Below are 12,525 nucleotides of genomic sequence, written 5' to 3' on the forward strand. Positions count from 1 at the left end.
CGCAGCTTTAGGCTCAGCCTTCTTGCGCGGTGCGCGGGTTTTCGGCTTGGCGCTCACAGGCTCAGCTGCTGCGGCCTGGTTTGCTTCTACAATGGTTTCATCAGCCATGTTCAGTTTCTCCTGAATTGATACTCGGGTCAGCTTTCCGGGTGCCGAATATATGGGACAATGCTTAATGCAACTATAAGTGCCATTACTTTGACAATTTGTGAAGAGATGCCCTCACATAAGGATGATGAGGCGATCTATTATGAAGCAGGATTGATTGTTGAAAACGGAGGTTTAAATCTATAGGTAGAGCACAGTACCTGTCGGGGCACCTCCACGGAATTTGATTGAGAAAGCTATTTTCGGATGAAGAATCCAATCCGCAATGTTGTCGTTGAATATAAGAACCGGCGTGCGCGCAAGAGCGGCAATGCGCTTTGGGGCAACCTTGATCTGAAGTCGATTGCACGGGAAGTGGAAGAGGATGCCAAGGCGCCAATATCTGCCGATCAGGTAACACCTGCCGTCTCCCCGATAGACAATGAGCCAGCCGCACTTGTCCACGCGCCAACGCCACGGATAGAAGCCAAGACTGAGCCCAAGATTCTCGTTGTCGATATGGCAGAACCTGTCGCCACAAAAGTGAGCATAGCCTCGCCAGAACCGGAAGTGCCTGCCGCAGTTGAAGCCAAGGTTTCTCCCGTCCCTGCCAAGAAAAAAACCAATACTCCCCGTCGCTTGAAGCCGATTGCTGACAAGCCGATGAAAGCCAAGCCCGTTTCCAAAGCCCCAGCTGACATATTGGATGAACTGGCTGCGCTTGAAGCAGAGAATGCCACGCTAAAACGGCAACTGGCCCAAAAGCTCAACACCGAAAATCAACAAATGCGGAAAATGCTGAACAGGTAAAGGCCGACGCGTCACTCTACGATACTGCAATTATCAATTCTTATGCATTTAACAATGAGTGCACTCTACATTATAGTTGTTAGTATCGTTTAGGCACTACTTGCTATCTTGAATTCGATTTGGGAAAATAAGCACATTTAATATAAAGCATTCCGGCGACCTGGGGAGCATTTCGACTTCTTCAGTATCGAAGAGGGCGGGGCATGGACGCAAAATCAGTTTATATCACAGTCATGCTGATCATTCTCGCAAATGGTGGCGTTCTGAGTGCCATCCTGTCGGATTTTCCTGCCGCTCTGCGACCAGCCGCCCGTATTTGGCAGTGGGCGACGCTTCTTGTGGCATTAGGTTGCGGAATTTTTGCAGCCGAAGTTTACTTGCCCAAAGATCTCACTGTCATTGTCGCCAATGTGGTTCTCGTTACGGCGCTCAGCATGTATCATCTTGCCATAAGACGGTTTCACGGCTTGCCACTTTACTCAAATGTGTTGTTGGTGCCGCTTTTTGGAATGCTCGCATTTCTCTACTATGTAGTTTACGTCCCAGATATCAAAGCACGTGTGGTCGTAGTATCGGTTCTATGGGCCATCATTATGCTTGCATCCACGTCAATTCTGATCAGCAAAGAGCATTCGGCGGAGTATCAATCCCGAAGCCGGTTTGCGATGTCGGTCATCTATATGATGGCCGCGTTTACGACGATACTTCGTGCAATTTTATATGTATCGCTGGATACTAAAGCGAACTTTACGATAGCCGACAACACCCATTGGATGAACAGTGTCACGCCTGTCTTCTTATCGGTGCTACCTGTCATCGGGACGACGACATTCCTGCTGATGTGCTCCGATCAGGTGAAGCGCCGTTGGCAGAATGCCGCGTCTCGCGATTATTTAACTGATCTTCCAAACCGGCGCTCACTTATCGCTTATGGTACATCAATTATAGAATCCAACGACGAGAATTCGAGGCATCGCGCAGTAGCGGTTCTAGACATTGACTGGTTCAAATCCATCAATGATACCTATGGCCATTTTGCAGGCGATCTTGTCCTACAAACTCTTGCGCAGAGATTGAAAAGTGTCCTGGAAGCAGACGACTTCATCGCTCGGACGGGTGGTGAGGAATTCGTTATTATCTTTGGAGAGAAAAGTAGTCTGGACGCCGAAATGGCGGCGGAACATATCCGCCATGCGGTGGCTGAGAGCAGTTTCGCGATAGAGAACGTGTCCATATCGGTGACGGTTTCGATTGGACTTGTGACGCGAAATACGCCGACCAAATTTGACGACGTGATGATACGCGCAGATAAAGCACTGTACGCTGCAAAGAATAACGGACGCAACCGAACTGAAGTCGTTGCGATGGGTTAAAGCTGAACGAGTTATCTGATTGGCTGCGGTGTGCACTCAGGCTTTCCGTAAGTTCCATAAGATAGATTACGCGATTTAATTATCTGGCTAGGGTAGGTTCTAGCTTTGAAGTACACCTTGCAAGCGAGTTGGTTTCGTATCAAGGATTGATCCATTCGGAAGCTATTACCACGCCAGCAGGGTCATAGCTGAATCGCGCCCTGAGATTGCCCTCCCGCCGAAGCTGAAACCAATCCAATGTGTCGGCGCGGAAAGCCAGCACGCCGAAGTGCTCTTTACCCTCGGCACCGTCTGCAAGTTCCGATACAAAGGGCTGTTCGTCAGTCACAAAGGCGCGTTCGTCTCCAGGTGGGCCTCCTGCATAGGTCGCACGCGTCCTAGCGGGAAGAATTTCCCAAGCTGTTTCGGCAACTGCGCTACCCTGCGCGTGAAGCTCAACTGTTCCCTGCAACCGAAGCTGCAGACGCGTCTGTGAACAGTAACCGAGCAAGGTCGCATAAGGATGCGCGCTAAATTCACGCCATTTGGCGCTGCGTGTATCCGTGTGGAATTCAAGCATCCGTTTGGTCACGTCGGTTCGCCGAAGCACAACCATTCGCGCCTGAGGGAGGTTTTCGGCATCAACCGAACAGAGATTCACATAACGGAAGCCGGATTCCGGAGACGCCGCCGCCGCTTCAAGCTCTGCCCATGCAGCAAGTTCCACTTCTTCGATGGGCTCCATTCTGCGTCACTCCATATAATAAGAAGCGGCGCTGGCCCAATGACCGACACCGCTTCTTGATTGTTTCAGACGAGAACCGATCAAACGGAACGGGTCACGCCACCGTCAACGCGAAGGTTCTGCCCGGTAATGTAACCTGCCCCATCAGACACCAGAAACGCGATCGTCGCGGCGATTTCCTCTGCCGTGCCATAGCGGTTCATCGGCACGCTGTCGCGCCGCTCATCAGTAGACGGAAGACTGTCGATCCAGCCGGGCAGTACATTGTTCATACGGATGTTCTTGGCAGCGTAGTTATCCGTGAATATCTTCGTAAAGCTGGCCAGACCCGCCCGGAATGTCGCAGAGGTAGGGAACATGGCCGAAGGTTCGGAAGCCCATGCCGTCGAAATATTGACGATAGCGCCGCCGCCCTGTGCTTCCATGATCGGCGTTACCAGACGGATCGGGCGCACGGCGCTCAGGAAGTAAACCTCCATGCCCTTGTGCCAGTCTTCGTCGGTCAGCTCAAGGATCGGCGCACGCGGACCGTGACCGGCAGAATTGACCAGTGCATCCACCCTGCCCCACTTGTCCATCGCCATATCGACAAGTCGCTTCACATCGTCATTGACCAGATTTGACCCCGTGACGCCCACGCCGCCCAGTTCCTGCGCCAGCGCTTCGCCCTTGCCGGATGACGACAAGATCGCCACGCGATATCCGTCCTGCGCCAGCTTGCGTGCAGCCGCAGCGCCCATGCCGGAACCGCCAGCGGTGATGATTGCAACTTTTTCTCCAGACATCAAAGGCTCCTTTGTTTCGATATTGAGCACACTATGCCAAATTTCGATAAGACTTTCGCGCCAGAAAGAAACGCATTATACTGTAGAAAATCTACAGGCTAATCCATGAACCCGTCACGCCGCAAACTGCCTCCATTAAATGCCCTGCGCGCCTTTGAAGCTTCGGGCCGCAGGTTGAATTTCCGTGCCGCGGCGGACGAATTGCGTGTCACGCAAGGCGCTGTTGCACAACAAGTCCGTTCGTTGGAGGATCATCTCGGCCTGACGCTTTTTCATCGCCTGCCACGTGGATTAGCCCTGACTACGCAAGGTGCGAACTATCTGGCGGATGTGACCCGTGCCTTCGATACGCTTGGAGAAGCGACCGGACGGCTTCTGGACAGACCGGAGACGGTTACGATTAGCGTTACGCCGACTGTCGCGGCGAAACTTCTTATTCCACGACTGGCCAGACTTCATGCGGATCTCGCAGGCGTGGAATTGCGCACCGTTGCGACGGAGGCGGTTTCCGATTTCGACCGGGACAATGTGGACATTGCGGTGCGCCTCACACGACCGCCTTTTCCGTCTACGCTTGATGCAAAACTGTTGTTTCGTCAGGAACTGGTAGCTGTTGCCAGCCCCTATCTCATCGACGACAGGCCTTTGCCGCTGACAAGCGAACAGCTTCGGGAAATGCCGCTTCTGCACGATGCGCATAATCACTGGCCTGAGCTTCTTGGCTCAAAAGGAAAACTGCCAGGCGCGATGTTCAACCAGACAGCACTTGCACTGGATGCTGCTCTCGCCGGTCAAGGCGTCGCTCTCGCATGTAGAGCCTTCGTTGCGTCCGACCTCGCGACCGGACGACTGGTGCAAGTGGCCGAGCCCACAATCATGATAGAACCGGACTATTACCTTGTCCGCAAACGGTCGACCTCACCGAGAAAGGCCGTCGATGCTGTTTGGAACTGGTGTTCTGAACGGTTGCTTCTGCCCGAAATGAAGTAAGGCTGAAACTGCATAGTCTTGCTAAGGGTTAGCCGACGTCCCGAAACCGTCTGTTTTCTAGAACCCAGAAGAAGACAATTGTTATGACGAGCACGATCAGAAGCAGGATGAACGCCGCTGCCGAACCCTCGTTGAGGGAGAGCCCGAGAAACGCCTGTCTATAGGCGAAGAAGCTCAAGACTTCCGTCGACGTGCCGGGGCCACCCTTCGTCAGAACATAGGTCAGATCATACGTGCGGAACTCATTGATCAGCTGGATGATGATGGCGATAGCCGCAACGGGACGCAACATCGGCAGGGTCAGGTACCAGAACTGTTCAATCTTGCCAGCGCCGTCTACTTCCGCTGCCTCGTAAGGGTCACGCGGCAACGAAGCCAGTCCAGCCGCAAGGATAAGCACGACAAAGGATGTTTGCTGCCAGATATCGATGGCTGCCATAGACCAGATCGCGAGGTCCGACGAGCCAAGCCAGTCAAGCCTTGGCAGACCTATGGTCTCCATCATGTGGTTCACGATACCCAGATTGGGCTGCAGCAGCATACGCCAGATAAGGGCGACACTTACCGGAGACATGGCCATCGGGATTGTCAGGATTGCGAAGTAGATGGGTTTAGTTTTCACGACCGCGTTCAGCATGAGCGCGATCCCCAGCCCGAGTATAAACTCGGCAACCACGGTGACGATCGAATATTTGACCGTCAGCCATAGTGAACTCCAGAACTGAGCATTGCTCATGATCCGCGCATAGTTTTCAAAGCCCGTGAACGGTAACAGCGATGGCCGCATCAGTGTCATCGAGGAAATCGACATGAGAACGGCATACAGAAGCGGCAGCCCCATGACGACTGCAAGTGTCAGTAATCCTGGCAAGGAAAACGCCCAGCCGGTTTTCCAGGTTCGGTCGATTGCAGTGGTGGACGTGGACATACGAACGTTTCCTAGAATGCCGCCGGGATGAAACTGAAGATTTTCTGCCGCCCTCCCTTTCAACAGGAAGGGCGGCAAAAGCATTATTTCTTGAGAAGGTCTTCCAGACCTGAAGCGGCTGCCTTTATGGCTGCGTTCGGCGTAATCTCACCGCCTGCCGCCTGCGATACTTGCGTGCCGAGAACATCTTCATACTGCGCCGAATAGGCGAATATCGGGAACGACTTTCCAGAAGCGACGACATCCAGAGCCTGTTCATAGAACGGGTACTTCTTCAAGACGTCGGCGTCCTTGTAGACAGCTTCGCTGACAGGCGCATGGCCCTCAAGCGCGCGTGCGACGCCGATCTTTTTGCTCTGCACCCACTTGATGAAAGTCCAGGCTGCTTCCTGTGCTTCTGGTGATGTGTTCTTCGGAATGCCCCAACCCCAGCCACCGCTTTCGCCGTGGCCACCCGGCATCACGGAAAGACCGACCTTGCCAGCAACATTCGGGCACTTTTCGGCATTGTCCATCTGAGGCAGCATCCACCAATAGGTGACCATGCTGAAAGCTTCGCCGCTGCACATGAGGCGCATCGTATCATCCAATGTGGCCGACAGTGCGCCTTGTTGCGCCGCATTCTTGATCGCATCGACATAAAGTGTCAGCGCCTTGACGGCTTCCGGGCTGTCGAGGGTAACCTTGCGGTCCTTGTCGAGATAGCCGCCACCTGCCGAGAACAGGTAGTTGGAGAACTCCATGCTGTTCGGATCGCCACGCTGGCCCTGCATGGCCGCGCCCGCAACATTTGCCTTCGCCTTCATGAATTTGGCGACCTGCACATAGTCTTCAAGCGTTTCTGGCTTCTTCAGCTCGGCATTGAACTCGCTTTTATAGGCTTCCTTGAGCTTTGGATCGTCCAGCAGGTCTTTTCGATAAAGCATGCCCATCGAGTAGTTGTACATCGGCAGGATCGGCATGGCCTGGTCGGTCCGGCCAAGCAGATCGAGTGTTGAGGGGATAAATTCGGACAGATCAAGTTTGTCGCGTTCGGCGAGAGGCTTCAGATCGGTCAACCAACCGGCAGCGGGAAATTCGCCTGCCCACAGGAAGTCCACCTCAAGGAGATTGTAATAGCTTTCGGGCGAGACAAGCTGCGTGGCGAGCTTGTCATGCATGTCGCCATAACCCACCTTTTCAAATTCCACCTTGATGCCGGTTTCCTTCTCGAAGTCCGGCAGCAGTTTTTCAATGATGTGCGTTTCGGGCACATCTTCCATCAGGGCGCGCAGCGTGACGGTTTCCGCCTGTGCGTATCCTGCACCCGCCAGAAGAAGCAGGCTGACGCCCGCCATTAATTTGTTCCCATATTTCAGCATTTTCGTGGTTCCCTTTGTTATGTTTACCCGCATGCAATTTATCTTGGCGTCATTTGACGCTGCCGAATGTGAGCCCCTGCACGATGAAGCGCTGGATGAAACGCGATGCGATCACGAGCGGCAAAATGGCCAGAATGACGCCCGCCGCCACTTTCGCAATCTGAACCCCGTTGGAGGTCTGTAGAGAGGCAAGACCAACAGGCACGGTCGCTGTCGCCGGGCCGCTCAGCACCAGAGCAAACAGGAATTCGTTCCAGGCAAGGATGAAGCCCAGCACACCTGCCGCTGCGATACCGGGCAGAGAAACAGGCACGACAATACGCCAGAACGCACCCCAGGCGCTGGCGCCATCTGTCTGCGCTGCCCATTCCAGATCGACAGGAATCCCCTCGAAGAAACCCATGAGAATCCAGATCAGGAACGGCAGATTGATTGCAGCATAAGCAATCGTCAGGCCGAGCACAGAATTGGTCATGCCCACTGAGCGGAACAGCATGAAGGCTGGCAAGACAATAGCCACTGGCGGAAGCATCTGAGTGGCAAGCACGGTGAAACGGGCCAGCGGACCGCCGGTCTTGAAGCGCGCAAAGGCATAGCCCGTCATTGCCGCAAAGGGCAGCGCGAGTAGCACAGAGCCCGTCGCCACAATCAGACTGTTAAGGTAATAGACGCCAAAGCGCTTTTGCGTGAACAGATCCACATAGTTCTGGAAGGTGAACTGTGGCATCAGTTCGGTGGAATAGGCCATCTGCTCTGGAACAAAGCTTGTTCGAAGAGTCCACAGCAATGGTAACAGGATCGCAAGCGATACGATGAAAAGGCCCGTATGGATGACTATCTTGCGCATCGCCATCTCCTAGACCGTCACAAGGCCGGGTTCTAACGGTGGTCGTTTGATCACCTTTTCGGTCTCGGCATCAAAGAGATGCATCGGCCTGGTATCGATGAACAACCGTACCTTTTGCCCGACTTCGGCGGTAAAGTGGCGGCTCACGCGGGCATTCAGTTCCAGCGGTTTGTCGTTTCCAATCTGCCCGATGACGACCGTCTCGACGCCCAGTTTTTCGACCGCAACGACAGTCAGATCGAGCGGCTGCCAATCGGGATTGTTCTGGGCTTCGTAAATGTCTTCAGGCCTGATGCCTAACAGAAGCGGTTTGCCGCTGCTGGCCGCATAATGCGGCTTGTGCATCGCTGGAATGCGAATATCGACACCATCGCCCTTTGCCTGCAACTCTTCCTCGCCAGATGAGGTGAGTTGCACGGGGATGAGGTTCATCGGCGGTGTCGCCAGAAACTTTGCAACAAACGTATCCGCAGGATTGGCATAAACCTCCAGAGGAGCGCCTACCTGAACCATCACACCGTCGCGCATGATACAGATGCGATCACCCATGGTCATGGCCTCGACCTGATCGTGCGTCACATGGATGATGGTCTTGCCAAGCCTGCGATGCAGCTTGACCAGTTCCAGCCGCATTTCTGCACGCAATTGTGCATCAAGGTTTGAAAGCGGTTCGTCGAGGAGAAAGGCGTTAGGCTCGCGGACAATCGCCCGGCCAAGCGCAACGCGCTGCCGCTGTCCCCCAGAAAGCGCGGCGGGCTTGCGATCAATATATTTGTTCAGCCCCAACATATTGGCAGCATCGGAAACCTTGGCTGCAATCTCGGCAGCGGGCACGCCACGCATCTTGAGACCGAAACCCATATTCTGCCGCACGCTCATATGCGGATAGAGTGCATAGGATTGAAACACGACCGCAACATTGCGATCCTTTGGCGGGAGCCGCGTCACGGATTTACCGCCAATACGCAGGTCGCCGGAGGTGATGCCCTCAAGCCCTGCTATCATGCGCAATGTCGTCGATTTCCCGCAACCAGATGGTCCGAGAAAAATTACAAACTCGCCGTCCTCGATCTTGAGATCGACATCACGCACCCCATAGGCGCCATTGGCGTATAGTTTGGAGACGTGTTCTAGTTCGATCGACGCCATTCAGGTCTACCCTTCTGCACGATCAGCGACACGGGCCATTTTTAGCCGGCCGCCGTTATTCCCCTGGAGGTGACTGCACTTTGTCAGCCATTCTTGTTCGTGGGCGCCTCACATCTGGCGTGAAGCGCCTTGTCTGCACTAGGTCGTATAGACGCCACCGGTCACATTGATGCCTTGTCCGGTCATAAAGCGCGCGCCATCCGAGCAGAGGAAAACAACCACTTCAGCGACATCTTCCGGTTCTTCGAGACGACCAAGCGGGGTCTGCGATACATAATCGGCAATGACCTGTTCAGGGGTAATGCCGCGCAGTTCCGCTTCCCATTCCACTTCACGCGATTGCATGGAGGTTTTCACGAAACCTGGACAAACCGCGTTCACGCGAATTCCATTCGGCGCGAGTTCACGCGCCAGTGCTTGTGTCCAACCAAGAACTGCAAATTTGCTTGCTGAATAATGGGCCAGAAGCGGCGCCCCAATCTTGGCGGCGAGCGACGCCGTGTTGACGATCACGCCCTTGGTGCCGCTGGCGAGAAAATAGCGGGCGGCAATCTGATTGGTCAGAAACACGCCACGTGTGTTGACGTCGAAATTGAAGTCCCACTCTTTGTCAGTGAGGTCGACGGCACGGTTCATCGTTGAAACACCAGCATTCGCCGCGACGATATCAAGACCACCCCATTGGGCGATCAGAGCATCGAAGCCCGCCTCGACGGATGCGCGCTGGCTGACATCCATCGCCAGTCCGACAGCATCACCGCCAAGTTCGCTTGCTGCGCGTTTCGCAGCATCACCGTTGATATCGGCAATTGCGATGCGCACGCCATGGCGCGCCAATGCACGCGCTATCGCATTGCCTATGCCGGAAGCAGCACCCGTCACAATGGCGCGCTTGCCGTTCAGTTCGCTGGCCAGTTTGCCCGGCATTGCAGCGTTGGTCATTTTGTTCACCCTCGGAACGAATGTTATCGATCACGAAAAAGCATATTCACTGTTTGATTATGTTGGCAATACATAAAATTATGTTCGTTTATGTTTTTTTGCGATTGATTTTGTTCGATCCTTCTCCTAATGAATAAGTTGAATGTCTGGTCGAACCACCGGAGGAAAGCATGACGGACAAGCAAAAGGACATCCAGCCAGCGGAAGCAAAACGGCTGCCTGCCCGTGTTCGCCATGCCCATCTCGTCGACGCTGCACGCAAGCGTGGATTTCTCCAGGTTGTTGATATCGCTGTCGAACTTGGCGTCTCTGAAATGACCATTCGCCGTGATCTCGTTGAACTGGAACGCGATGGCTTGCTCGTTCGAACCCATGGCGGAGCGGTTATCGACGAGGATGCGCCGGAGCCTTTTCTTGACCGCGAGGAACCTGCCTTTTCAGCCCGCCTGCGTGAACACAATCCCGAAAAGATGAGCATCGTTGCCAAGGCACTGGAGCTTGTTGAACGCCGCATGAGCGTCGCGCTTGATGTCGGTTCGACCACTTATCTTCTCGCCGAAGCCCTGTGTGACACCGTGGGTGTCAAGTTTTTTACTTCCAGCCTCCGGACCGCCCAGCTTCTCGGCGGCGCACAACGCGAAGTCTATGTCCCTGCGGGTCAGATCCGCGGTGAAGAACTTTCCATCTGCGGCAAGTCGGCCTGCGATGAGTTTGAGCGCCTGTGGTTTGATATCGCCTTTATTGGCGTTTCGGGCATTACGGCAGATGGTCTCTTCGATTATTCGCCGGAAGACAGTGACCTGAAACGGGTCTACCTGCGCCGCGCCAATCGCAAGGTGCTTCTCTGCCATAGCGCCAAGTTCAACCATATGTCCCTCATCAGGATCGCCGATCTCGACGAAATCGACACCCTGATCAGCGACGCGGCTCCTCCTCCGAATATCGCCAGCGCGCTTTCCAGAGCGAATGTCGAGATCATCATCGCTCCCCCTGTTACAGGCATTTGACCGGAAATTTCCATGAGCTGCGTTCTAGGTCTTGATATCGGCACCACCTCTACAATCGGCATTCTCGTGCAACTTCCGGACGAAGTGCTCGGCATCACATCGCGACCCGTTACCCTGACGTCGCGTCAGCCCGGCTGGGCTGAAGAAGACCCGGAACAATGGTGGAGCAATTGTTGTGCCATCATTCAAGAGCTGCTTGGCACAGCAGGCATCTCAGCCTCAGAGATTGTTGGCGTTGGTATTACCGGTATGTTGCCTGCAGTTGTTCTCCTTGACGAGAATGGTGCTGTGCTTCGACCGAGCATTCAGCAAAGCGATGGACGTGTCGCCGCTGAGGTCGCCGAACTGCGCAGTGAAATCGAGGAATCTGAATTCATTGCCAAGGCTGGCAACGGCATAAACCAGCAGCTTGTCGCCACCAAACTGCGCTGGATCGAACGGCACGAACCGGAGGTCTTTGCCAAGATCGCAACCGTTTTCGGCTCCTATGATTACATTAACTGGAAGCTGACCGGAGACCGGCGGATTGAACAAAACTGGGCTCTGGAAGCTGGTTTTGTCGACATCGCAACCAACGAGTTGTCCCCGGAATTGATCGCCCTAACCCACCTGCCTTTGTCGACCGTTCCAGCGAAGGTTTCATCTCATGCGGTCATGGGAACAATAACGAAATCTGCTGCCCTCTCCACGGGCCTTGCAGAGGGGACACCGGTCGTCGGCGGCGCTGCCGATATGATTGCCTCAGCGCTTGCAGCAGGTGTTTCGCAAGAAGGTCAGGTACTGCTCAAATTTGGCGGTGCGCTGGACATTCTGGTTGCGACTGCAAAGGCAGCGCCCGATCCGCGCATGTTCCTCGACTACCATCTGGTACCGGGGCTTTATATGCCGAATGGCTGCATGTCGACCGGCGGTTCCGGGCTCAACTGGTTTGCCGAGAACTTTGCAGGCGGCGAAAAGCAAGCTGCAGTTGATGCGGGTTTAAGCTTGCACCAGCATCTCGATACGCTTGCCGCGAAAATCGATGCGGGCGCTGACGGCGTGGCGATTGTTCCGTATTTTCTTGGCGAAAAGACGCCTATCCATGACCCCTTCGCCCGAGGCACCATTACCGGTCTTAGTCTCAATCACAAGGTCGGCCATGTTTGGCGGGCATTGCTTGAGGCCTATGCCTATGCTGCACGCCACCATATCGAGGTGCTTCAGGATATGGGGCACCACCCCAAGCAATATCTCGCTTCTGACGGTGGTGCGAACAGCCGCGTCTGGATGCAGATCGTGGCAGACGTGCTTCAGGCTCCAATTCGTCAGCTCAAAGGGCATCCCGGCTCGTCATTAGGCGCAGCCTGGGCGGCGGCTGTGGGCGCAGATGCCGTAGACGGCTGGTCGGGAATTGCCGCTTTCGTTGAAAACGGCGATCTCATCCTGCCAAGACCCGAAAATGCAGCGACTTACAACAGCGGTTACCAACGTTTCCGCGAGATCTACACCAACCTCAAGCCGCTTTACAGAGAGTAATCACAAC

The 12,525-nt window shown here is 54.5% G+C and carries 12 protein-coding genes; 5 read left to right on the forward strand and 7 right to left on the reverse strand.

Going from position 1 to position 12,525, the window contains the following annotated elements; genetic code table 11:
* The first annotated feature begins 354 nt into the window (after positions 1 to 354).
* The gene (locus ACTJKP_RS09865; RefSeq protein ID WP_440630501.1) at positions 355 to 897 is read left to right on the forward strand and encodes a hypothetical protein; all 543 of its coding nucleotides are present in this window, start codon (positions 355 to 357) and stop codon (positions 895 to 897) included.
* A gap of 203 nt (positions 898 to 1,100) precedes the next feature.
* Positions 1,101 to 2,270: a diguanylate cyclase gene (locus ACTJKP_RS09870; protein ID WP_440630502.1), complete on the forward strand. Its 1,170-nt coding sequence runs from the start codon at positions 1,101 to 1,103 to the stop codon at positions 2,268 to 2,270.
* A 139-nt stretch (positions 2,271 to 2,409) separates the two neighbouring features.
* Here ACTJKP_RS09870 and ACTJKP_RS09875 read toward each other — a convergent pair whose 3' ends face one another.
* Both ACTJKP_RS09875 and ACTJKP_RS09880 read right to left on the reverse strand, forming a co-directional pair.
* A complete protein-coding gene (locus ACTJKP_RS09875; RefSeq protein WP_440630503.1) occupies positions 2,410 to 2,994 on the reverse strand; it encodes a pyridoxamine 5'-phosphate oxidase family protein in 585 nt (194 codons plus the stop codon).
* An 80-nt stretch (positions 2,995 to 3,074) separates the two neighbouring features.
* The gene (locus ACTJKP_RS09880) at positions 3,075 to 3,779 is read right to left on the reverse strand and encodes an SDR family oxidoreductase (protein ID WP_440630504.1); all 705 of its coding nucleotides are present in this window, start codon (positions 3,777 to 3,779) and stop codon (positions 3,075 to 3,077) included.
* A 105-nt stretch (positions 3,780 to 3,884) separates the two neighbouring features.
* On the opposite strand from ACTJKP_RS09880, the gene ACTJKP_RS09885 reads away from it, so the two are divergent.
* Positions 3,885 to 4,769: a LysR substrate-binding domain-containing protein gene (locus ACTJKP_RS09885; RefSeq protein ID WP_440630505.1), complete on the forward strand. Its 885-nt coding sequence runs from the start codon at positions 3,885 to 3,887 to the stop codon at positions 4,767 to 4,769.
* A 28-nt stretch (positions 4,770 to 4,797) separates the two neighbouring features.
* Here ACTJKP_RS09885 and ACTJKP_RS09890 read toward each other — a convergent pair whose 3' ends face one another.
* The 5 genes from ACTJKP_RS09890 to ACTJKP_RS09910 all read right to left on the reverse strand — a co-directional run bounded on the left by ACTJKP_RS09890 (position 4,798) and on the right by ACTJKP_RS09910 (position 9,996).
* Positions 4,798 to 5,697 carry a carbohydrate ABC transporter permease gene (locus tag ACTJKP_RS09890; RefSeq protein ID WP_138785591.1) on the reverse strand — a complete coding sequence of 300 codons (900 nt, stop codon included), beginning with the start codon at positions 5,695 to 5,697 and terminating at the stop codon, positions 4,798 to 4,800.
* A gap of 83 nt (positions 5,698 to 5,780) precedes the next feature.
* Positions 5,781 to 7,034 (reverse strand): ABC transporter substrate-binding protein, encoded by a 1,254-nt coding sequence (locus ACTJKP_RS09895; RefSeq protein ID WP_440630506.1) that lies wholly within the window; start codon positions 7,032 to 7,034, stop codon positions 5,781 to 5,783.
* 73 nt (positions 7,035 to 7,107) lie between these two features.
* Complete coding sequence (locus tag ACTJKP_RS09900; RefSeq protein ID WP_078337097.1) at positions 7,108 to 7,905, reverse strand: carbohydrate ABC transporter permease; 798 nt, start codon at positions 7,903 to 7,905, stop codon at positions 7,108 to 7,110.
* A gap of 9 nt (positions 7,906 to 7,914) precedes the next feature.
* Positions 7,915 to 9,054 carry an ABC transporter ATP-binding protein gene (locus tag ACTJKP_RS09905; RefSeq protein ID WP_440630507.1) on the reverse strand — a complete coding sequence of 380 codons (1,140 nt, stop codon included), beginning with the start codon at positions 9,052 to 9,054 and terminating at the stop codon, positions 7,915 to 7,917.
* A 138-nt stretch (positions 9,055 to 9,192) separates the two neighbouring features.
* Positions 9,193 to 9,996, reverse strand: coding sequence for an SDR family NAD(P)-dependent oxidoreductase (locus ACTJKP_RS09910; protein ID WP_440630508.1), 804 nt, complete (start codon positions 9,994 to 9,996; stop codon positions 9,193 to 9,195).
* A gap of 170 nt (positions 9,997 to 10,166) precedes the next feature.
* Here ACTJKP_RS09910 and ACTJKP_RS09915 point away from each other — a divergent pair, with 170 nt between their 5' ends.
* Entirely contained in the window at positions 10,167 to 11,003 is an 837-nt protein-coding gene (locus ACTJKP_RS09915) for a DeoR/GlpR family DNA-binding transcription regulator (protein WP_440630509.1), read from the forward strand.
* 12 nt (positions 11,004 to 11,015) lie between these two features.
* On the forward strand, positions 11,016 to 12,518 hold the full coding sequence (locus ACTJKP_RS09920) for an FGGY-family carbohydrate kinase (protein ID WP_440630510.1): 1,503 nt from the start codon (positions 11,016 to 11,018) through the stop codon (positions 12,516 to 12,518).
* Positions 12,519 to 12,525: the final 7 nt, after the last annotated feature.

The sequence above is a fragment of the Brucella sp. 22210 genome (genome assembly GCF_052045675.1).
Classification (GTDB): domain Bacteria; phylum Pseudomonadota; class Alphaproteobacteria; order Rhizobiales; family Rhizobiaceae; genus Brucella.